Raw genomic sequence first — 19286 nt, 5'->3', positions numbered from 1 at the left:
ATTCAAAAGTACATTAATTTATGGTTAGTAAAAACCAAATCAAACTGATAACGAGTTTACAGCAAAAAAAATATAGAATCATCAATAAATTATTTTTTGCCGAAGGGGTAAAGGTAATACAGGAATTGCTAGATTCAAACTTTGAATTGGAGCATTTGTATTCTACGAAACAAGATTTTGAGGAAGTTCTGGCATCTAAAAAAACATTGATCAACGAGGCTGATTTAAAGAAAATTACTGCTTTGGCAACGGCTAATAGCTGTTTGGCAGTTTTTAAAATTCCTATTGAGAAACAGATTAAGGAGTCTGGGCTAATTATTGCTTTAGATTCGATACGAGATCCAGGTAATTTAGGAACAATTTTAAGGCTTACTGACTGGTTTGGTGTTAAAGAGATTGTTTGTTCTAAAGAAACGGTAGATTTATACAATCCAAAAGTGGTTCAGGCGACGATGGGTTCCATCGCTAGAGTTAATGTGAGTTATGTGGATTTGAATGCATTTATTTCGAATACTAATTTGGCTGTTTTTGGCACCTTTATGGACGGCGAAAATATTTATAAAACATCATTACCGCAAGAAGGTATTGTTGTAATGGGCAATGAAGCGAATGGAATTTCTAAGGAGCTTGAAAATTTGATAAAAAACAGACTGTCAATTCCTCGCTTTGGAGAAATCCAAAAAACAGAAAGTTTAAATGTAGCAACTGCAACTGCGATTATTCTTAGTGAATTTAGAAGGTAAAACTTGCTACCTAATGAAAGGTAAAGTTAATCAAGACCGCTCTGGTTTTTAGTGATTGAATGTCTCCGGTCCAAGGACTATTTACGTCATTGTCTCGAATCAATTCATCGCCAATTCCAAAAACACCTCTAATCGAAGGAGAGAATATGAAATATTCTGAAAAAATATCGATCCCAAAACCTACTTCATAATTTGTTGTCCAAGGTTTTACTCTGAATTTTTGTTCGTAATTATCATCGATTGCTTTCGAATTACTCGATAGATTTAAAGTAGCAGAAACCCCACCAACAAGATACGGACGGATGTTACCGGTTCTAAGGGACGAAAATTTCAGTAATAGAGGAAAATGAATATAAGTGCTGTTTACCTCTCTCAAAACATCAGTAGGAGTGTCGATTTCCGCAGATTCTGGGAAATAGAGATCTCTTTTGGTGTAATAAAGCCCAGGTTCAAATCTTAGATTTATATATTCCTGAAGTTTTAAATCACCTACGATTCCCACATTAAATCCAGTGGTTTTTTTAACCAAAATATCTGGACCTACCGTTTTATAGTCAAATTTGAAATCGAAGGAGTTAAATCCTAAAAAATAGCCGTAGTAAACTCTTTGCTTTTGAAAATTTTCTAAATTAATTATAGGATCTTGCCCAAACATGCTTTTTTTAAACTGTGAGTTTCCTTTAATGGACAGAAGAAGTAAAAGTAAGACAACAATTTTTTTCATGTTTGGACTGAATATGCTTCAGTATTAGTTCTTAGATGCCGAATAAATAGTAGCTACTCCAAACGTTTGCGGAAGTGCCTTTACATCTATAAACCCAATTTTTCTCAAAATATTGTTTAAAGCTTCCCCGTAAGGAAATGCCGCCGCCGATTCTGATAAATATTCATAAGCCACATCGTCTTTGGAGAATAATTTACCAATGATAGGAAGTATGTTTTTGCTGTAAAAATTATATCCTTGTTTATAAGGAGTTTTGTCAGGAACAGAGGTTTCTAATATTACAAAAACGCCGTTTGGTTTTAAAACTCGTAATATTTCTTTCAATCCTTTTTCAAGTGTCTCGAAATTTCGAACACCAAAGGCAACTGTTATAGCGTCAAAATAATTATCTTCAAAAGGCATGTTTTCAGAATCTCCTAAAACCATTTCTATAGTATTAGATAGTTTTTTGTCAGCGATTTTTTTTACGCCTACTTCAAGCATTCCTGCTGATATGTCTAAGCCAATAATTTTTGTAGCCTTAGTCTGTGCCATCAAAATAGCTAAGTCTCCGGTTCCTGTTGCGATATCTAATATGGTTTCAGGATTTGATTTTGCAACAATATCTAATACTTTTTTGCGCCACTTTATATCTATTCCAAAAGAAATGACACGATTTAAGTTGTCGTAATTTCCAGAAATGGTATCAAACATTTTTGCAACCTGTTCTTTTTTACCTAAGGTAGAATTTTTATATGGAGTTATGTTTTTTGACATTTTTTGTTTAAGTTTTTACAAATATAATACAATCTATTTTGAACTGTATTCTAGATGTCAAAATAGTAATAAAAAAATAATTAGAAGAGTTTTGGCCTGATTTCTATAGAAATGACTTTAATAATACAGTTTTTTATATTAATTGAAATATCACTAAAAGTGGGTATTGTGTGATATCTTTTTTATGCCCATTTTTACAGTATAAAATTATAATAATTTTTCAATGATTAAAAGGGAATTTATGGTCCAAATCAAGTGGTTGCTTCTTGCGCTAATCATATCACTTGTTCTTGTAAGCGGTTTTGACGGTGCCGTCATTAAAAGCGGTAGTGAAGTAATTGCGCAGCACACGTTCTTAGGGCTGAATTTGTTTTTGGAAATTTTAGTTTTTTTTGTCTTTAGTACCTTTGTGGTATTTGGTGTTAAAGGCTTTTTTGAGATGTATTCTCAAAAAACATCAAATGTTATAATCTTCGTTTCTGGAGTGTTTTTAACATTGGTTATTTTTGTATTATGTTATCAAATACTGTTTCAAGAGTAGATCATTTTCTCAATCATTACAAGAAAAACACTCCTTTTAATTGGAGTGTTTTTTATTTTCGAACATAAGTTTGATAACTATAATCAAATAGGTGTTTGTCGTCTTTTGGTTGGAATTCAGAATTTACTAATTCCCAGTCTCTCGGATCAATTTCTGGAAAAAAAGCATCTGCTTCAAAGGTGTAATGAACTCGAGTAAGTTCGATCTTGTCTGAAAAAGGAAGCCCTAAATTATAAATTTCTCCTCCTCCAATGATGAATATCGCTTCGTTTGAAGGGCATTTTTCTAACGCTTTCTCCATACTGTTGACTACAATACAACCTTCGGGATTATAATTTTCTTGGCGCGTTATTACAATATGTGTTCTGTTAGGTAGTGGTTTTGGAAAACTTTCAAATGTTTTTCTCCCCATAATGATATGATGTCCTGAAGTTTGACTTTTAAATCTCTTAAAATCATTGGGTAAATGCCAAACTAATTCATTGTTTTTTCCAAGTGCATTATTTTCGGATGCCGCCGCAATCATTATAATCATGTGGTAGTGCTTAATTTGAAGATTCTTCTTCGATATTTGATTGTAATTCAGCTATTTTTTTAGCTTGTAAGGCTGCCAGCCTGTCAATTTGATCTCTCTCCCAATTTTTATTCATAAATCGATCCGTTATGAACACCTTAATGAAATGTAAAAGAAAAATAAAAAGCCAAGCCGTAATTGCATACATGTACCAATTAGAATCTATTCCAAAATTAAATAGCTTGGTTGCTACAAACAAAAATAAACTAACTAAAAATAGTAGGACAAAATGAAAATACAACCCTTTTTTTTGTTTTAATCTTTTTCGGGCATATTCATATAGTTCATGTTGCTCTCTTTCCATAAGTTGAATTTTTGATGATAAAGATAAAATTTAATTTGGAAAGTTCGTATTTAGCCTGTGTTATATTTATTAAGAAAACGATTTCTTTTTTATTTAATAAAAGTAAAGCATAGTTTAATTAATGAAATAGCTTTTTTTTAACATAGTTTGTTGCATTTTATTAAAACTTTATAGTTTTGTTGCAGTCTTTGTATTATTCACTTTCTTTGTCTTATAATATTAAAAATGAAAGTGTTATGGCTATTAAAAAACAATTTATAAAGACAAAACCGGTTTGTAAAGTTACTTTTTCAGTAGCTGTAAAAGAAGCCGATGAAGTTGCAGTTGTAGGAGATTTTAACAATTGGAATCCTAAAGAAGGTGCTTTGAATAAATTGAAAAACGGAACTTTCAAAGGCGTTTTTGATCTAGACAAAGATACCTCTTATGAATTTAAATATTTAATTGACGGTGCTTTTGTAAATGAAACTGAAGCTGATTCTTTTAAGTGGAATGAATTTGCTGGCGCCGAAAATAGTGTTTTAGAGATTTAAATCTCTAAAACATTTTTCAATTTTTATACAGCCACATTTCCTTTTATAAGAGCATGCGGTTCGTATCCTTGTAGCTTAAAATCATCAAATTCAAATTTGAATATGTCTTTGATATCTGGATTCAATATCATTTTGGGTAATGATTTTGGCTCTCTGGATAATTGAAGTTGCAGCTGTTCAATATGATTGTTGTAAATGTGAGCATCTCCAAAAGTATGAATAAATTCACCTACTTCTAGATCACAAACCTGAGCAATCATCATAGTAAGCAAGGCATAAGATGCAATATTAAAAGGTACTCCTAAAAATATATCAGCACTGCGTTGGTATAATTGACAAGATAGTTTTCCATCGGCTACATAGAACTGAAAGAATGCGTGGCATGGCGGTAATGCTGCTTTATTGTTGGCTACATTTTCTTCAAATGATTTTGTAGTGTCTGGAAGTACAGATGGATTCCAAGCAGAAACAAGCATTCTACGGCTGTTAGGATTTGTTTTTAACTCTGTAATTAAATCTGATATTTGGTCGATTTCTTCACTGTTCCAGTTGCGCCATTGATGACCATAAACAGGTCCTAGATCGCCATTGGCATCAGCCCAAGCATCCCAGATTTTCACTCCGTTTTCTTGAAGATATTTAATATTTGTGTCTCCTTTTAAGAACCAAAGCAATTCATAAACAATCGATTTGAAGTGTAATTTCTTAGTAGTTACCATTGGGAAACCTTCGCTTAAGTCAAAACGCATTTGATGTCCGAAAACACTTTTTGTTCCTGTTCCCGTGCGATCTCCTTTTTGACAACCGTTGTCCATAACGTGCTGCACTAAGTCTAAATATTGCTTCATTGATATGTTTATTTGGAAAATTGATAATTGGGTGTTGAATTCACAAACAACCTAAATTAGGGTTGAAAACTAAGATTCTCTTTTAGAAATTTCGTCTCTTATTTTTGCTGCTTTCTCATAATCCTCGTGTTGAACGGCCTGATCAAGTAATTCACTTAATTCTTGAAGACTGTATTTAATATAAACTCGGCCAGATTGATTGCTTTCTTTTTCATTGCCAAAAGTTTCAGGGTTTGAAAGAATGTCATCTATTTCTTGTGAGTCTTTATCTGTTTCTTGTGAGTTTGCTTTTAGATAAATACCAGCCTTGTCTAAGATGTTTTTATAAGTAAAGATAGGTGCGTTAAATCGCAATGCCAGTGCTATCGCATCAGAAGTGCGGGCGTCTATTATTTCTTCAATTTTATCTCTTTCGCAAATAATGCTAGAATAAAATACTCCGTCCACAAGTTTATGAATGATTACTTGTTTAACAGTAATGTCAAATCGCTCTGCGAAATTTTTAAATAAATCGTGGGTTAAGGGACGAGGGGGCTTAATTTCTTTTTCTAAGGCTATTGCAATAGATTGTGCTTCAAAAGCGCCTATGACAATTGGTAGTTTTCTTTCGCCATCAACTTCGTTCAAAATTAGAGCGTATGCTCCATTTTGTGTTTGGCTGTATGAAATTCCTTTTATCGATAATTTAACTAAGCTCATATTTACTGAAATGAAAAGTACAAAGTACCTAATTTAAAGATTTAATATTTGGTTTGAAATTTTGGTGCAATTTTAATAAAAAAATGACAGACAAAAAAACTGCCTGAAAACAAAGGTACGATTAACTTGTTTTCAGGCAGCTATAATTACTAGAGAATTTTAAATTAAGACTGTTGCGCCTTAAATGCTTTAAATTTCTCAATTAGTTTAGGTACAATTTCAAAAGCGTCACCTACAATCCCGTAATCAGCTACTTTGAAAAAAGGTGCTTCTGGATCATTGTTGATTACCACTTTTACTTTAGAAGAACTAATTCCAGCAATATGTTGGATTGCTCCAGAAATTCCAATTGCAATATATAAGTTAGTTGCTACTGGTTTTCCTGTTTGACCCACGTGTTCTCCGTGAGGTCTCCATCCTAAATCAGAAACTGGTTTAGAACAAGCTGTTGCTGCACCAAGTACAGTTGCTAACTCTTCAATCATTCCCCAGTTTTCTGGTCCTTTTAAGCCACGACCTGCTGAAACTACGATGTCAGCATCAGCGATTGATACTTTTCCAGATACTTTTTCTACTGATTCTACTTTTACGCCAAAGTCATTTTCTCCAATAGTTGGATTAAAATCTTCTTCTGTTAAAGTAGATGGGTTTTCAGAAATACCATAAGAGTTCTTAGCAAGGCCAAGAACTTTTACGTCAGTACTGATTTCAGTAATATTGAACGCTTTATTTGAAAATGCATTTCTTTTTACTTGAAAAGGAGAAGTGCTAACTGGCAATCCTACAACATTTGATGCGAAACCAGCTTCTAAGGCTACAGCAACAAGTGATGAAAGGTAAATACTGTCAGTTGTTGATGAAAGTAAAACTACTTTAGCGCTTTCTTTTTGTGCTGCTTGTTTGATAACGTCAGCATACGCTTTAGCAGTAAAGCCTGCTAATTTAGTGTTGGTTACATTTAATACTTTGTCTACTCCGTATTTAGATAATTCGGAAACATCACCAGCGTTTACTGTTACTGCTGTTACAGTTGTTCCGAGAGATTCGGCTACTTTTTTTGCATAAGAAGCTAATTCAAAGGCTACTTTTTTAAATTTTCCTTCTGTAGATTCTGCATATATTAATATTGACATGTTTTTTTATTTTAAATGTTGAATTATAAATTTTAAATGTATTTGAGAACGTTAATTCACAATTTTAAATTCATAATTTAAAATTATATTACTTTCGCTTCGTTGTGTAATAAGTCGATTAATTCATCTAAGTTATCTGGGGAAATTAATTTCACCGCTGATCTAGGTGCTGGTTTTTCAAACTTTACTGCTTTAGTATTAACTGGAGCGCCTACTGGTTCTACAATAGTTAATGCTTTGGATCTAGCAGTCATGATTCCTCTCATGTTTGGAATACGCAAATCTTTTTCTTCTACTAATCCTTTTTGACCACCAATAATTAATGGAAGTGAAGTAGATGCTGTTTCTTTTCCACCATCAATCTCGCGAACTGTTTTTACAGCAGTTCCGTCAACGGTAATTCCTGTACAAGAATTAATGAAATTGTAACCTAAGATACCTGCAATCATTCCAGGAACCATTCCGCCATTATAATCTAAAGACTCTTTTCCTGCGATAACAAGATCGTAATCACCATTTTTAATAACTTCGGCAAGTTGTTTAGCTACGAAAAAACCATCAGTAGGTGTTGCGTTGACACGAATCGCTTCGTTTGCTCCTATAGCTAGTGCTTTTCTTAAAGTAGGTTCGGTTTCAGGTCCTCCAACATTCACAACAGTTACTGCTGCTCCTTGTTGTTCTTGAAACCATATGGCGCGGGTTAGGCCAAATTCATCATTTGGATTTATTACATATTGTACTCCATTGGTATCAAATTCTGAATCGCCATTGGTAAAATTAATTTTTGAAGTAGTATCAGGAACGTGACTGATGCAAACTAATATTTTCATAGGATTGGTTTTTATTTTCTAATAGTCTTCTACAAAATTAGAATAATAATTCGAATAATATACTATGCGTGCATATAAATTTTAGTTAACTATTTCGTTTTCGTAGACCATGTAGTAGGTGAGTCTTTATTGTCATCTAGTTTTTTAACATTAGACTAGAAGAAGTTATAGTGTCCGTAGACTATTCGAGCTTGAATAAGCATCTAATTAATTTAAAGAAATTTATGCATTAAAGTGATTTAAAATATTTATTTTTGCTTTCGAAAATTATACAGATACAATATCAGATATGAGAACGATACAATTTAGAGAGGCTATTTGCGAAGCGATGAGCGAAGAAATGCGTAATGATGAGTCCATTTACTTAATGGGTGAAGAGGTTGCTGAATATAATGGTGCATATAAAGCGTCTAAAGGAATGCTTGCCGAGTTTGGAGCAAAAAGAGTAATTGATACTCCTATTGCAGAGCTTGGTTTTACTGGAATTGCAGTAGGTTCAGCGATGAATGGTTGCAGACCGATTGTGGAATACATGACTTTCAACTTTTGTTTAGTTGGAATTGATCAAATAATAAATAATGCTGCCAAAATGCGTCAAATGACAGGTGGTCAATTTAATGTGCCTATTGTTTTTCGTGGTCCAACAGCTTCGGCAGGACAATTAGGAGCAACGCATTCACAAGCTTTAGAAAACTGGTTTGCTAACACTCCAGGTCTAAAAGTAATTGTTCCATCTACTGTTTATGATGCAAAAGGACTTTTAAAATCAGCTATTCGTGACAACGATCCTGTAATTTTCATGGAGTCAGAACAAATGTATGGTGATAAAGGTGAAGTTCCTGATGGAGAATACACAATTCCAATTGGTGTTGCTGACATTAAACGTGAAGGAACAGATGTAACTATCGTTTCTTTTGGAAAAATAATAAAAGAAGCCCATATTGCTGCTGACGAATTAGCTAAAGAGGGTATTTCTTGTGAGATCATCGACTTAAGAACTGTACGTCCTATGGATTATGATACTATCTTAACTTCTGTTAAAAAAACAAATAGATTAGTAGTTCTTGAAGAGGCTTGGCCTTTTGCAAGTGTTGCTTCTGAGATCACTTATATTGTACAAGAGCGTGCTTTTGACTTTCTTGATGCACCTATTCAAAGAATTACAACAGCAGATACACCAGCACCTTACTCTCCAGTCTTGTTGAAAGAATGGTTGCCTAATGCTGATGATGTGATTAAAGCTGTAAAAAAAGTAATGTATAAATAATACACTAAACATTTTATAAAAGCTTCATCATTCAATCGATTGGTGGAGCTTTTTGTTTTAAATAGAATTATGAAAAAGAGCTTTTTATTTATTGTTTTCTTGTTAACTGTCACGAGTGCTATTTTTGCGCAAACAAAAGTGAGTGGTGTCGTTGTGGATAAATCTGGACTTCCAGTTCCTTTTGCAAATGTTGCTTTCAAAGATTCTAAAGAGGGGGCTGTTGCCAATGAAGATGGGCGTTTTTACATTGAATCTACTAAAACATATTCGACTTTAGTAATTACTTCCGTTGGTTTTTCAGATCGAGAAATTGCCTTAGAAAAAGCGGTTAGTTATAACTTTAATGTGTTGTTGAAAGAAGCCGAAAGCTTGAATGAAGTGGTGATTTTTACAGGTAAAACATCAAAAAAGGACAACCCAGCGCTAGATATTCTTAGGAAAATATGGGAAAGAAAACGTAAAAATGGTTTGTACCTTTTTGACCAATACCAAATGGAAAGATACGAGAAGATCGAGTTTGATATGAACACAATCGATAGTGCTTTTATGAAAAACAGACTATTTAGAGGAATGGAATTTATCTTTGATCATGTTGATACTTCAAATGTGACAGGAAAAACGTATTTACCTATTTTCATAAACGAAACCCTGTCAGATGTTTATGGAGACAATAAACTCAAGAAAGTAAAAGAAAAAGAAAAAGCCAATAAAAGCTCTGGTTTTAAAGGAAATCAGCAATTGTTGTCTTTTGTAAAAGATTTATATTCTGATTATAATGTTTATGATAATCACCTTACTTTTTTTGATAAGAGTTTTACGAGTCCACTTTCTACAACGGGAGTTGATACTTATAATTATGTATTGAAAGACAGTGCTTACATTAATAAAAAATGGTGTTATAATATCGTTTTCTATCCAAGACGTAAGAATGAATTGACCTTTAAAGGTGATTTCTGGGTCAATGACACCACATTTGCCATAAAGAAAATTAATATGGCGGTTACAAAAAGTGCCAATATTAACTGGGTAAAGGACATTTATTTAGAACAGGAATTTGATGTTGTTAATGATTCTGTTTTTCTTTTAACACGTGATTATTTAATGTCAGATTTTGCATTAAATAAAAAAGAAAACTCCAAAGGACTTTATGGAAAACGTACTTCTTTCTACGGGAATCATGAATTTAATAAAGAAAAACCAGCTTCTTTTTATAAGGATGAAGTTGCTTATGCAAATGACTCGATATACAATAAGTCAGATCAATATTGGCATGATAACCGCTATGAGAATCTGAGCAAAGATGAGCTGGGAGTGTATCGAATGCTGGACACGCTGCAAACGGTTAACAAATTCAAACAGATTACAAGCTTAGTTACTGTTCTTGCCAGCGGGTATCTCAATTATGGAAATTTTGATTATGGACCTATTTTTTCCACTTTTGGTTACAATGAAGTAGAGGGAGTTCGCTTGAGAGCGGGAGGTAGAACTTATTTTGGTACTAGCGATACTTGGAGATTACAAGGATATACTGCTTACGGATTTAAAGACGATAAATTCAAATACGGACTTTCAGGAAAATGGATGGTCGAAAAGAAAAATAGAATTATTCTTTCGGCTGGTAATAGACGTGACGTAGAACAAATTGGCGCGAGTTTAACGACTACAAATGATGTTTTGGGTCGAAGTTTTGCCTCGTCTTCTTTATTTTCATCAGGGAGTAACGGGAAGTTGACAAACATCAATTTAAGTAATGTTGCTGTCGAAATCGAACCCATTAAAAACCTGACATTTCAAACGGCTTTCTCTTATCGAACATTAGAATCTGCTTCGCCTACATTTAGTTTGGATTACTACACAGATGCAGGGCAAACAGCTACAAAAAGTGATGTGAAACAATCAGAAGTTAGTTTTCAGATTGAATACACGCCAAAGCGAAAAACGATTGGCTATGCTGTCGAGAGAGACAATGTAGATAGTCCTTATAGCCGATTTTTTGTAAACTATAGTCATGGATTTAAAGGATTACTTGATAGTGATTTTAAATATGAAAAATTGCAATTGTATTATAAACAACCCATCATCATTGGGCCATTAGGAAGATCAAATGTGACGGTGGAGATGGGTAAAACTTTTGGTACAATTCCTCTAGGTTTGATCAGCGTGATTCCGGGAAATCAAACTTATTTTACTATCGAAAACACCTTTAGTAACCTTAATTTCTACGAGTTTGTGGCCGATGAATATGCTACGGCGCAGTGGGACCACAATTTTGGAGGTCGAATTTTCTCCAGAGTTCCATTTATGCGAAAACTGAATTGGAGAGAAATAATAGGAGTAAAAGGAGTGTACGGAACTATTTCTGATGCTAATAGAGCAATTAACGCTTCGGGTCTGCAATACAATGCTCCTGAAAACGTATATTGGGAATATAGTGCCGGAATTGGGAATATTTTCAAAGTATTCCGTATCGATTTCACTTGGCGAGGAAATTATTTAAACACGCCAGATGCACAGCGATTTTCTGTAAAAGGGTCTTTCGGTTTTTATTTTTAGCTTAGACTGCACTTGTTTCAGTATCTGTAGCTAACTGTAGTTAAATCCAGCTCTTGGTTATAGCTTATTCCTAGAAGAAGTTTCTGACTCCCTTTTTGCTAGAATATATTGAAGTAGTCACTATTAAATAAGAATTATTAGATATTTATTGCAAACAAACTACGATGCCACATCCTAAAAATTGAGTATTTGTTATTCTGGAGCCGCTTTTTTATTTAGATATTATTAGCTAAGAAGGAGTAGAAGATGAATTTTCTATTAATAAAACGTAATGGTTTTGACTTCTTGTGTTTTAAGCGAATTAATGCTTGTAAACAATGTGTTTTTAACCTACTTTTGCAGTCGCATAAAAATTTAAGACATTAAGATAAAATGACTGCAGATAAAATAAACACTTTCGATGTTTTAATCGAAATCCCTAGAGGAAGTAGAAATAAATATGAATACGATTTCGAAATAAAAAGAATGCGTTTCGATAGAATGTTGTTTTCATCAATGATGTATCCAGCTGATTATGGATTTATTCCTGAAACTCTTGCATTAGATGGAGATCCATTAGATGTATTGGTTTTAGTAAATGAACCAACTTTTCCTGGATGTGTTATGGAAGTAAAGCCTATTGGGGTTTTTCACATGGCAGATGATAAAGGACCAGATGAAAAAGTAATCTGTGTACCAGTTTCTGATCCAATTTGGAATTCATTAAATGATTTATCAGATATGAATCCGCATTTACTAAAAGAAATAGAACATTTCTTCCAAGTTTATAAAGATCTTGAAAACAAAACAGTAGATGTAGGTGGTTGGGGAGATGTAAATGAAGCATACGAGATCATTAGAAAATGTACCGAGCGTTTTGATCAAATTGAGAATAAACCAGAAGGATTGTTTAGTATTAAGTAATAAACAAACCTGTATTTTATAAAAAAAGCAACATTCTGTGAAGAGTGTTGCTTTTTTGTTTAAATTCGTTTTTGTACTATATTGATTATTAACCAAAACCAAAAAAACCAAATTTATGAATGCAATTATGATTTATTTGCCAATAGTCATGGCAATTGTTGGACTTTTGTTCATGTGGATTAAGAGATCGTGGGTATTAAAACAAGACGCCGGAGATGGTAAGATGAAAGAAATTTCAGATTATATATATGAAGGTGCATTGGCTTTCTTAAAAGCCGAATATAGATTATTAACCTTCTTCGTTATTGGAGCGAGTATAGTTTTAGCAGGGCTGTCTTATTTTGTTCCTACAACACATATTTTAATAGTAGTTGCCTTTATTTTTGGTGCCTTTTTCTCTGCTTTGGCTGGGAATATGGGAATGAAAATAGCAACCAAAACAAATGTTAGAACTACACAAGCAGCAAGAACAAGTTTACCACAAGCACTTAAAGTTTCTTTTGGCGGTGGTACCGTAATGGGACTTGGTGTCGCAGGCTTAGCTGTTCTAGGATTGACTTCCTTCTTTATCTTTTTCTTCCATTTCTTTATGAATGGAACATGGAGTAATACGGAGGATATGACAATCGTTTTAGAGACATTAGCTGGTTTCTCACTTGGAGCTGAATCAATTGCCTTGTTTGCTCGTGTGGGAGGTGGTATTTATACAAAAGCAGCCGATGTTGGTGCTGATTTAGTAGGAAAAGTAGAAGCAGGAATTCCAGAGGATGACCCAAGAAATCCTGCTACAATCGCTGATAACGTGGGTGACAACGTTGGAGATGTTGCCGGGATGGGAGCTGATTTATTTGGTTCTTACGTAGCGACGGTTCTAGCCGCTATGGTTCTTGGAAATTATGTTATTAAGGACATGGGAGGAAGTATTCAAGATGCTTTTGGAGGTATCGGACCTATTTTATTGCCAATGGCAATTGCAGGTTTCGGAATATTGTTTTCGATTATCGGAACTATGTTAGTTAAAATTACAGATCAAAATGCAAAAGAAGCACAAGTACAAAAAGCCTTAAACATAGGGAATTGGGTTTCCATAGGTTTGACAGCAATAGCTTGTTATTTCTTAGTCCAATATATGTTGCCTGCCAATATGAAAATGGAATTCTTTGGCGAAGGCGTACAAGACATATCTTCTATGAGAGTTTTCTATGCTACGATAGTTGGATTGATAGTTGGAGCAGTTATATCATCTGTTACGGAATACTATACAGGATTAGGGACGAAACCAGTTATGGCTATTGTTCAAAAATCAAGCACTGGAGCAGGAACTAACGTAATTGCCGGTTTAGCAACAGGAATGATTTCTACATTTCCAACAATTTTATTATTCGCTGCCGCAATCTGGACTTCGTATGCACTTGCAGGATTTTACGGAGTAGCATTGGCTGCTTCGGCTATGATGGCAACTACAGCGATGCAGTTAGCGATCGACGCTTTCGGACCTATATCTGACAACGCAGGAGGAATTGCCGAGATGAGTGAATTGCCAAAAGAAGTACGTATGCGTACTGATATTTTGGATTCTGTAGGGAATACAACGGCAGCAACAGGAAAAGGATTTGCAATTGCTTCGGCAGCATTGACTTCGTTAGCATTATTTGCTGCTTATGTAACATTTACTGGAATCGATGGAATCAATATTTTTAAAGCGCCTGTTTTAGCCATGTTATTTGTGGGTGGAATGATACCGGTTGTTTTTTCTGCATTAGCGATGAACTCTGTTGGTAAAGCCGCGATGGATATGGTGTACGAAGTTCGACGTCAGTTCAAGGAAATTCCGGGAATCATGGAAGGAACTGGCAAACCGGAATATGCAAAATGTGTAGATATTTCTACTAAAGCTGCTTTGCGCGAAATGATGTTACCTGGAGTTTTGACAATAGGTTTTCCTATCGCGATTGTAATTCTTGGGAAAATAGTTTATGGAGATAATAATCAATTAATCGCAGAAATGCTTGGAGGCTATATGGCTGGAGTCACTGTTTCGGGTGTGCTTTGGGCTGTTTTTCAAAATAATGCTGGAGGTGCTTGGGATAATGCTAAGAAATCATTTGAAGCTGGTGTTTTGATTAACGGTGAGATGACTTATAAAGGGTCTGACGCACACAAAGCTGCCGTAACTGGAGATACAGTTGGAGATCCGTTTAAGGATACTTCTGGGCCTTCTATGAACATCTTGATTAAATTGACTTGTTTAATAGGATTAGTAATGGCGCCAATTTTAGGGGAAGGAAGTCACACCATTTCTGAAAATCCAGTAGCAACTGAAATAATTTCGAAAGAAGTTTCTATAGAAAAATCAAATATTGATGGTAAAGTGACAGCAACTGTTACTACAATAACAAACGGTAAGGAAGATACTCAAATCTTCGAAGGGACTGATGCTGAAGTTCAAGCAAAAATTGACGCTTTAAAATAATATTTATTCGTTTTATTATAAATGTAAAATGCCTCATGAAAGTGAGGCGTTTTTTATAGGTACATAAAATAAAATTGCAGAGTACGATAGTTCACTTTATATTATTGGTGTTTTTTCAATCGTCAATAGGTAGCAATAGCAACTACGATTAATGTAGCAAATAGTACCATGCCGGAGCCAACAACTATTCCTATATTTCCAATGGTACTGGCAGTTTTGTTTTTTAAGTGAACGTTTTTTACATCGTTTTCAATAATATTGACTTTTTCAGTGCCGCCTTTAACTTTTAAATGACCGTAATATTTACCATCTAATTTTTCTATTTTTATGAGTTTTAGTTCCGCGCCATCTACTTTGGTGATTAATACTTTTCTGTCAGAAGCTACTGCATCATCTAATGAAACAGTTTGGTTTTGGTATACAACACAACTTTGAAATAGCAGTCCTAAAGTTAATAGGGCGCAAATAATTTTACACTTAATTTTTTTTAATTTCATTTCTTTAGAATTAAACCAATGTTGGTGAAAAGAGATTTTGTTACAATATGAGCTTGGTACATAAAGATATATAAAATAAAAATGCCTCGAACAGCGAGACATTTTTTTATGATTAGTTTTTTTTTATTAAGAAGGTAAGATTATGTTTAAAATAATCCATTTAACTCAGCGTTGATCTTGTTTAAAATAGTCCCCAAATCTTCAGGATTGTCTACAAAGTTAATATTGTCTACATCAATAATTAGCAATTTTCCGCGATCGTAGGTGTGAATCCAAGCCTCGTAGCGTTCGTTTAATCGGCTTAAGTAATCAATAGAAATCGAACTTTCATACTCGCGACCTCTTTTATGTATTTGCCCCACTAAATTAGGGATTGAACTTCTTAAATAAATTAATAAGTCAGGCGCTTTTACAGTAGATTCCATTAATTCAAATAGCGAAGAATAATTCTGAAAATCACGATTGGTCATTAAACCCATCGAATAAAGGTTAGGTGCAAATATATGTGCGTCTTCATAAATCGTTCTGTCTTGAATGATTTTCTTGCCGCTTTCTCGAATTTGAATTACTTGACGGAAACGACTGTTTAAGAAGTAAATCTGTAAATTAAATGACCAACGTTCCATTTGGTGATAAAAATCATCCAAGTACGGATTGTCAACTACATCTTCATAATGGGGCTCCCATTTAAAATGTTTTGCTAATAAACGGGTTAGAGTCGTTTTTCCTGATCCAATATTTCCTGCTACTGCTATGTGCATTACGGTGTTGTGATTTTATAATTCATAATTCCCTTAGATGTAAAAATAGATAAAATTTGGTCTTTGTAATAGAATTTTTTAAACGTTTTTTCTGATAGTTCAATCTCATGTTTTTGCTTTTTCTCGAAGTCTTCAAGAAACAACTTGTTATTTTTGGAATAAATAAATTGATGTTCATTTATAATTTCGATGGCATCAAAATCAGGGATCTTGCCTTTCGTTTTTATCCTTCCAAAAATATCGCACGTATACCAATTGTTTTTGTTGTCTATCCAATAAAAGGAGTTAAAATCAGTTTGATAGTATTTGATATTTTCTGCAAAAGCGGTGCTTATCGTTTTATATTCGTTTTTTAAATAATTAAATAGACCCAGTTGTTGATTTAAACTATTATAAATCCAAAGCTGATTGTGCGCTGCAATTCCAGTTGCTGACGCCAGTATCGAATTTTTGTTTTCTGAAAAATTTAATTGTTGGATTTCGTTTAAGTGGTTGTCAAGTAATACAACCGCGTTAAAATTTTCATAGAACAGAGTAATTTTTAGCGGGTTTTGAATGTCGATTTTGGTTATTTCTCCAAAAGAAGTGTTTTTATATTCAAAGGACTGCGCATCTTTGAACTTGAATAAAGTATTATTCCTTATATAATAGTAGAAATCAAATTGATCTTGCCCCAGGTAATTATCGGCTTTTATGTCAAGAGAATCTAATTTTTTGACGAAAATTTGTTGGTTTTGTCCAAAGACAAATGAAAGTGAGAGAAGAGAAAAGAATAAAAACAGCTTTTTCATAATGGAAGCAAAGTACAAAAAAAACGGTAGAATTGTAGTTGATACTAAGTACTTCGTACTACGTTGTTGAGGTTGCTTTTAAATAGAAAACCAGCTCAATTGAGCTGGTTTTGATATATTCAGTTGAATCTAATTACAATCCAAAAGCGGTTTTCACTTGGTCAACAAAATCTAGTTTTTCCCAGGTAAATAAGTCAACTGTAACTGTTTTTTCATGTCCGCCTGGAGCAGAGAATGTTTTAGTAACAGTTTCTGGCGTACGTCCCATGTGTCCGTAAGCAGCAGTTTCGCTATAGATAGGATTTCTTAGTTTTAAACGTTGTTCAATAAAATAAGGACGCATATCGAAGATAGCTTCTACTTTTTTAGCAATTTCTCCGTTTGTCAAGTTTACTTTAGATGTTCCATAAGTATCAATAAAGATTCCCATTGGTTTCGCTACACCAATAGCGTAAGAAACTTGAACAAGAATTTCATCAGCAATACCTGCAGCGACTAAGTTTTTAGCAATATGACGTGTAGCATAAGCAGCACTTCTATCTACTTTACTTGGGTCTTTTCCAGAGAAAGCACCACCACCGTGAGCTCCTTTTCCACCGTAAGTGTCTACAATGATCTTTCTACCTGTAAGTCCAGTATCTCCGTGAGGTCCTCCAATTACAAATTTACCCGTTGGGTTAATGTGGTATTGAATAGCATCATTAAATAAATGAGCGTGAGCAGGATTCTTTGCAATGATTCTTGGAATCAAAATCGAAACTAGATCACTCTTGATTTTGGCAAGCATGATTGATTCTTCATCAAAATCATCATGTTGAGTCGAAATTACAATAGCATCAATACGCGTAGGTTTGTTGTCATCGCTGTATTCTAATGTTACCTGTGATTTAGCATCAGGACGTAAATAAGTGATTTCCTTATTTTCACGTCTAAGAATAGCTAATTCCTGCAGTAATTTATGAGATAAATCTAGTGCCAAAGGCATAAAATTTTCAGTTTCATTTGTAGCGTAACCAAACATCATTCCTTGGTCACCAGCTCCTTGATCTTCAGGATTTGCTCTGTCAACACCTTGGTTTATATCTGCAGATTGTTCGTGAATCGCAGAAAGAATACCGCAAGAGTTGGCTTCAAACATGTATTCGCTCTTAGTGTAACCAATTTTTTTGATCACATCACGAGCAATTTGTTGAACATCTAGATAGGTATTTGATTTTACTTCACCAGCTAATATTACTTGTCCAGTTGTAACTAATGTTTCACAAGCTACTTTAGAATCAGCATCGAATGCTAAGAAATTATCAATTAATGCGTCTGAAATTTGATCTGCAATTTTGTCTGGGTGTCCTTCACTTACAGATTCTGACGTAAATAAATATGCCATAATAAATAGTATTTTAATATTAAGGGAGGAAAAATAATTGCGGGAAATACTAAAGAAGAGTTTCTGCTTTAGCATTTTTTCTACTGAAAATTTTTCAGCATTCATAATGAATTCATTTCATTATGAAGAGGTTGCAATCAGTTCAAATTTTTCCTCTTGTAATTGAGTGCAAAGGTATGAAACCATTTTGAATTGCAAATTAAACTTAACTTTTTTTTTAATTAGAAGTTAGCTATTCTTTTTATTTAAAAAAGGAACTAGCTAGTATCTGTATTGTTAGTGAAATTTATTTCTTAAAACTGAAATAATATTTTGTTTATTTTCCTCTGGATTCATAAGATTACTTTAGCATTGTTGGTAAGGTTGTTTCGATACAATATTTTTTGCGGCTTTTTTCTGAATTATTATTTGATAAAAATGTTAGCTAACTGATATTATGACGGTTAATCGACTAAGTTTAATTCATTACCTGCAGTTTGTTAAATTTGTTAAAATCTTCCAAATGTTAGGCACAACAAATGGACGTTAGGATATAGAAAGACTAATTATTAACCATAAAATATTTTATCATGAGCGCAAACGAAAAGTTTTTAGTAATGGAAAATACAGGAACTGCAAAACACAATGTTGGAAATTCTAAATGGGATATGTGTTTAGACGACTATAATAATTACGTTAAAGAATATAATAAGCACTATTTAATGGCTCAAAATGGAGATTTACGTTCATTGTCCTTATATCCGTATATGAAAGAAAAATGGGAAGCGGTTAAAAAAAGGCTTCTTAAAGCGTACAATAAAAAAATGTTAAGCGAGCGACAAGTAAGAAGAGTGGTTAAAATTAATATGAAGGTTGTTAACGCTTTTTTTAAGTGATTTTAGAACTTTTGAGAATCCATTGAAAAATGAATTAGTAGGACGTTCCCATGCGAAAATAAATAGTATTCTTGTTTTTTACTGTTCGTAAGAAAAG

The 19286-nt window shown here is 33.7% G+C and carries 20 protein-coding genes; 8 read left to right on the top strand and 12 right to left on the bottom strand.

All coding sequences use genetic code 11. The features are described 5' to 3' along the window. Positions 1–20: 20 nt before the first annotated feature. Positions 21–743, top strand: coding sequence for a TrmH family RNA methyltransferase (locus FQU23_RS14020; RefSeq protein WP_147674373.1), 723 nt, complete (start codon positions 21–23; stop codon positions 741–743). A 10-nt stretch (positions 744–753) separates the two neighbouring features. On the opposite strand, the gene FQU23_RS14015 is transcribed toward FQU23_RS14020, so the two are convergent. Next, the gene (locus FQU23_RS14015; protein ID WP_147674372.1) at positions 754–1467 is read right to left on the bottom strand and encodes a porin family protein; all 714 of its coding nucleotides are present in this window, start codon (positions 1465–1467) and stop codon (positions 754–756) included. Between the two features lie 24 nt (positions 1468–1491). Beyond that, entirely contained in the window at positions 1492–2223 is a 732-nt protein-coding gene (ubiE, locus tag FQU23_RS14010) for a bifunctional demethylmenaquinone methyltransferase/2-methoxy-6-polyprenyl-1,4-benzoquinol methylase UbiE (RefSeq protein WP_147674371.1), read from the bottom strand. 241 nt (positions 2224–2464) lie between these two features. Between ubiE and FQU23_RS14005 the strand changes: the two genes are divergently transcribed. Further along, positions 2465–2764, top strand: coding sequence for a hypothetical protein (locus FQU23_RS14005; protein WP_147674370.1), 300 nt, complete (start codon positions 2465–2467; stop codon positions 2762–2764). Between the two features lie 52 nt (positions 2765–2816). On the opposite strand, the gene FQU23_RS14000 is transcribed toward FQU23_RS14005, so the two are convergent. Together FQU23_RS14000 and FQU23_RS13995 are read right to left on the bottom strand one after the other, a co-directional pair. Beyond that, positions 2817–3299: a dihydrofolate reductase gene (locus tag FQU23_RS14000; RefSeq protein WP_147674369.1), complete on the bottom strand. Its 483-nt coding sequence runs from the start codon at positions 3297–3299 to the stop codon at positions 2817–2819. Positions 3300–3309: 10 nt separating this feature from the next. After that, on the bottom strand, positions 3310–3642 hold the full coding sequence (locus tag FQU23_RS13995; RefSeq protein ID WP_147674368.1) for a 2TM domain-containing protein: 333 nt from the start codon (positions 3640–3642) through the stop codon (positions 3310–3312). A 236-nt stretch (positions 3643–3878) separates the two neighbouring features. Between FQU23_RS13995 and FQU23_RS13990 the strand changes: the two genes are divergently transcribed. Then, a complete protein-coding gene (locus FQU23_RS13990; protein WP_147674367.1) occupies positions 3879–4175 on the top strand; it encodes an isoamylase early set domain-containing protein in 297 nt (98 codons plus the stop codon). Between the two features lie 23 nt (positions 4176–4198). Here the strand turns inward: FQU23_RS13990 and FQU23_RS13985 are convergent, their stop codons facing one another. The 4 genes from FQU23_RS13985 to FQU23_RS13970 form a co-directional block, all read right to left on the bottom strand. Then, positions 4199–5023: a thymidylate synthase gene (locus tag FQU23_RS13985; RefSeq protein WP_147674366.1), complete on the bottom strand. Its 825-nt coding sequence runs from the start codon at positions 5021–5023 to the stop codon at positions 4199–4201. Between the two features lie 69 nt (positions 5024–5092). Beyond that, on the bottom strand, positions 5093–5722 hold the full coding sequence (locus FQU23_RS13980) for a bifunctional nuclease family protein (RefSeq protein ID WP_132111792.1): 630 nt from the start codon (positions 5720–5722) through the stop codon (positions 5093–5095). A 164-nt stretch (positions 5723–5886) separates the two neighbouring features. Beyond that, the gene (locus FQU23_RS13975) at positions 5887–6855 is read right to left on the bottom strand and encodes an electron transfer flavoprotein subunit alpha/FixB family protein (protein WP_147674365.1); all 969 of its coding nucleotides are present in this window, start codon (positions 6853–6855) and stop codon (positions 5887–5889) included. An 83-nt stretch (positions 6856–6938) separates the two neighbouring features. After that, positions 6939–7685: an electron transfer flavoprotein subunit beta/FixA family protein gene (locus FQU23_RS13970; RefSeq protein WP_147674364.1), complete on the bottom strand. Its 747-nt coding sequence runs from the start codon at positions 7683–7685 to the stop codon at positions 6939–6941. Positions 7686–7974: 289 nt separating this feature from the next. On the opposite strand from FQU23_RS13970, the gene FQU23_RS13965 reads away from it, so the two are divergent. The 4 genes from FQU23_RS13965 (at position 7975) to FQU23_RS13950 (ending at position 14881) form a co-directional block, all read left to right on the top strand. Continuing rightward, entirely contained in the window at positions 7975–8952 is a 978-nt protein-coding gene (locus FQU23_RS13965; RefSeq protein WP_147674363.1) for a pyruvate dehydrogenase complex E1 component subunit beta, read from the top strand. A 69-nt stretch (positions 8953–9021) separates the two neighbouring features. After that, complete coding sequence (locus tag FQU23_RS13960) at positions 9022–11505, top strand: DUF5686 and carboxypeptidase-like regulatory domain-containing protein (RefSeq protein WP_147674362.1); 2484 nt, start codon at positions 9022–9024, stop codon at positions 11503–11505. A gap of 372 nt (positions 11506–11877) precedes the next feature. Then, a complete protein-coding gene (locus FQU23_RS13955; protein ID WP_132111802.1) occupies positions 11878–12408 on the top strand; it encodes an inorganic diphosphatase in 531 nt (176 codons plus the stop codon). 115 nt (positions 12409–12523) lie between these two features. Beyond that, positions 12524–14881 carry a sodium-translocating pyrophosphatase gene (locus FQU23_RS13950; RefSeq protein WP_147674361.1) on the top strand — a complete coding sequence of 786 codons (2358 nt, stop codon included), beginning with the start codon at positions 12524–12526 and terminating at the stop codon, positions 14879–14881. A gap of 122 nt (positions 14882–15003) precedes the next feature. On the opposite strand, the gene FQU23_RS13945 is transcribed toward FQU23_RS13950, so the two are convergent. From FQU23_RS13945 to metK, 4 genes are all read right to left on the bottom strand, one after another. Beyond that, positions 15004–15378 carry a hypothetical protein gene (locus FQU23_RS13945; protein WP_147674360.1) on the bottom strand — a complete coding sequence of 125 codons (375 nt, stop codon included), beginning with the start codon at positions 15376–15378 and terminating at the stop codon, positions 15004–15006. Positions 15379–15524: 146 nt separating this feature from the next. Beyond that, entirely contained in the window at positions 15525–16139 is a 615-nt protein-coding gene (locus FQU23_RS13940) for a deoxynucleoside kinase (RefSeq protein WP_132111806.1), read from the bottom strand. Beyond that, positions 16139–16930 (bottom strand): hypothetical protein, encoded by a 792-nt coding sequence (locus tag FQU23_RS13935; RefSeq protein WP_147674359.1) that lies wholly within the window; start codon positions 16928–16930, stop codon positions 16139–16141. Before FQU23_RS13935 ends, FQU23_RS13940 begins: the two co-directional genes overlap by 1 nt. Positions 16931–17063: 133 nt before the next feature. Then, on the bottom strand, positions 17064–18314 hold the full coding sequence (gene metK, locus FQU23_RS13930) for a methionine adenosyltransferase (protein ID WP_132111810.1): 1251 nt from the start codon (positions 18312–18314) through the stop codon (positions 17064–17066). Positions 18315–18883: 569 nt separating this feature from the next. Here metK and FQU23_RS13925 point away from each other — a divergent pair. Further along, complete coding sequence (locus tag FQU23_RS13925) at positions 18884–19189, top strand: hypothetical protein (protein ID WP_147674358.1); 306 nt, start codon at positions 18884–18886, stop codon at positions 19187–19189. Positions 19190–19286 lie beyond the last annotated feature (97 nt).

This window comes from Flavobacterium sp. XN-5 (genome assembly GCF_008033395.2).
Classification (GTDB): domain Bacteria; phylum Bacteroidota; class Bacteroidia; order Flavobacteriales; family Flavobacteriaceae; genus Flavobacterium; species Flavobacterium hiemivividum.
The sequence above is the reverse complement of the archived record's forward strand: the minus strand, read 5'-3'. Positions and strand labels throughout refer to the sequence as shown.

Bases quoted from the DNA above. Each gene is read 5' to 3' on its own strand.
- FQU23_RS14020 (WP_147674373.1), top strand. From the start codon at position 21: ATGGTTAGTAAAAACCAAATCAAACTGATAACGAGTTTACAGCAAAAA.
- FQU23_RS14015 (WP_147674372.1), bottom strand. From the start codon at position 1,467: ATGAAAAAAATTGTTGTCTTACTTTTACTTCTTCTGTCCATTAAAGGA.
- ubiE (WP_147674371.1), bottom strand. From the start codon at position 2,223: ATGTCAAAAAACATAACTCCATATAAAAATTCTACCTTAGGTAAAAAA.
- FQU23_RS14005 (WP_147674370.1), top strand. From the start codon at position 2,465: ATGGTCCAAATCAAGTGGTTGCTTCTTGCGCTAATCATATCACTTGTT.
- FQU23_RS14000 (WP_147674369.1), bottom strand. From the start codon at position 3,299: ATGATTATAATGATTGCGGCGGCATCCGAAAATAATGCACTTGGAAAA.
- FQU23_RS13995 (WP_147674368.1), bottom strand. From the start codon at position 3,642: ATGGAAAGAGAGCAACATGAACTATATGAATATGCCCGAAAAAGATTA.
- FQU23_RS13990 (WP_147674367.1), top strand. From the start codon at position 3,879: ATGGCTATTAAAAAACAATTTATAAAGACAAAACCGGTTTGTAAAGTT.
- FQU23_RS13985 (WP_147674366.1), bottom strand. From the start codon at position 5,023: ATGAAGCAATATTTAGACTTAGTGCAGCACGTTATGGACAACGGTTGT.
- FQU23_RS13980 (WP_132111792.1), bottom strand. From the start codon at position 5,722: ATGAGCTTAGTTAAATTATCGATAAAAGGAATTTCATACAGCCAAACA.
- FQU23_RS13975 (WP_147674365.1), bottom strand. From the start codon at position 6,855: ATGTCAATATTAATATATGCAGAATCTACAGAAGGAAAATTTAAAAAA.
- FQU23_RS13970 (WP_147674364.1), bottom strand. From the start codon at position 7,685: ATGAAAATATTAGTTTGCATCAGTCACGTTCCTGATACTACTTCAAAA.
- FQU23_RS13965 (WP_147674363.1), top strand. From the start codon at position 7,975: ATGAGAACGATACAATTTAGAGAGGCTATTTGCGAAGCGATGAGCGAA.
- FQU23_RS13960 (WP_147674362.1), top strand. From the start codon at position 9,022: ATGAAAAAGAGCTTTTTATTTATTGTTTTCTTGTTAACTGTCACGAGT.
- FQU23_RS13955 (WP_132111802.1), top strand. From the start codon at position 11,878: ATGACTGCAGATAAAATAAACACTTTCGATGTTTTAATCGAAATCCCT.
- FQU23_RS13950 (WP_147674361.1), top strand. From the start codon at position 12,524: ATGAATGCAATTATGATTTATTTGCCAATAGTCATGGCAATTGTTGGA.
- FQU23_RS13945 (WP_147674360.1), bottom strand. From the start codon at position 15,378: ATGAAATTAAAAAAAATTAAGTGTAAAATTATTTGCGCCCTATTAACT.
- FQU23_RS13940 (WP_132111806.1), bottom strand. From the start codon at position 16,139: ATGCACATAGCAGTAGCAGGAAATATTGGATCAGGAAAAACGACTCTA.
- FQU23_RS13935 (WP_147674359.1), bottom strand. From the start codon at position 16,930: ATGAAAAAGCTGTTTTTATTCTTTTCTCTTCTCTCACTTTCATTTGTC.
- metK (WP_132111810.1), bottom strand. From the start codon at position 18,314: ATGGCATATTTATTTACGTCAGAATCTGTAAGTGAAGGACACCCAGAC.
- FQU23_RS13925 (WP_147674358.1), top strand. From the start codon at position 18,884: ATGAGCGCAAACGAAAAGTTTTTAGTAATGGAAAATACAGGAACTGCA.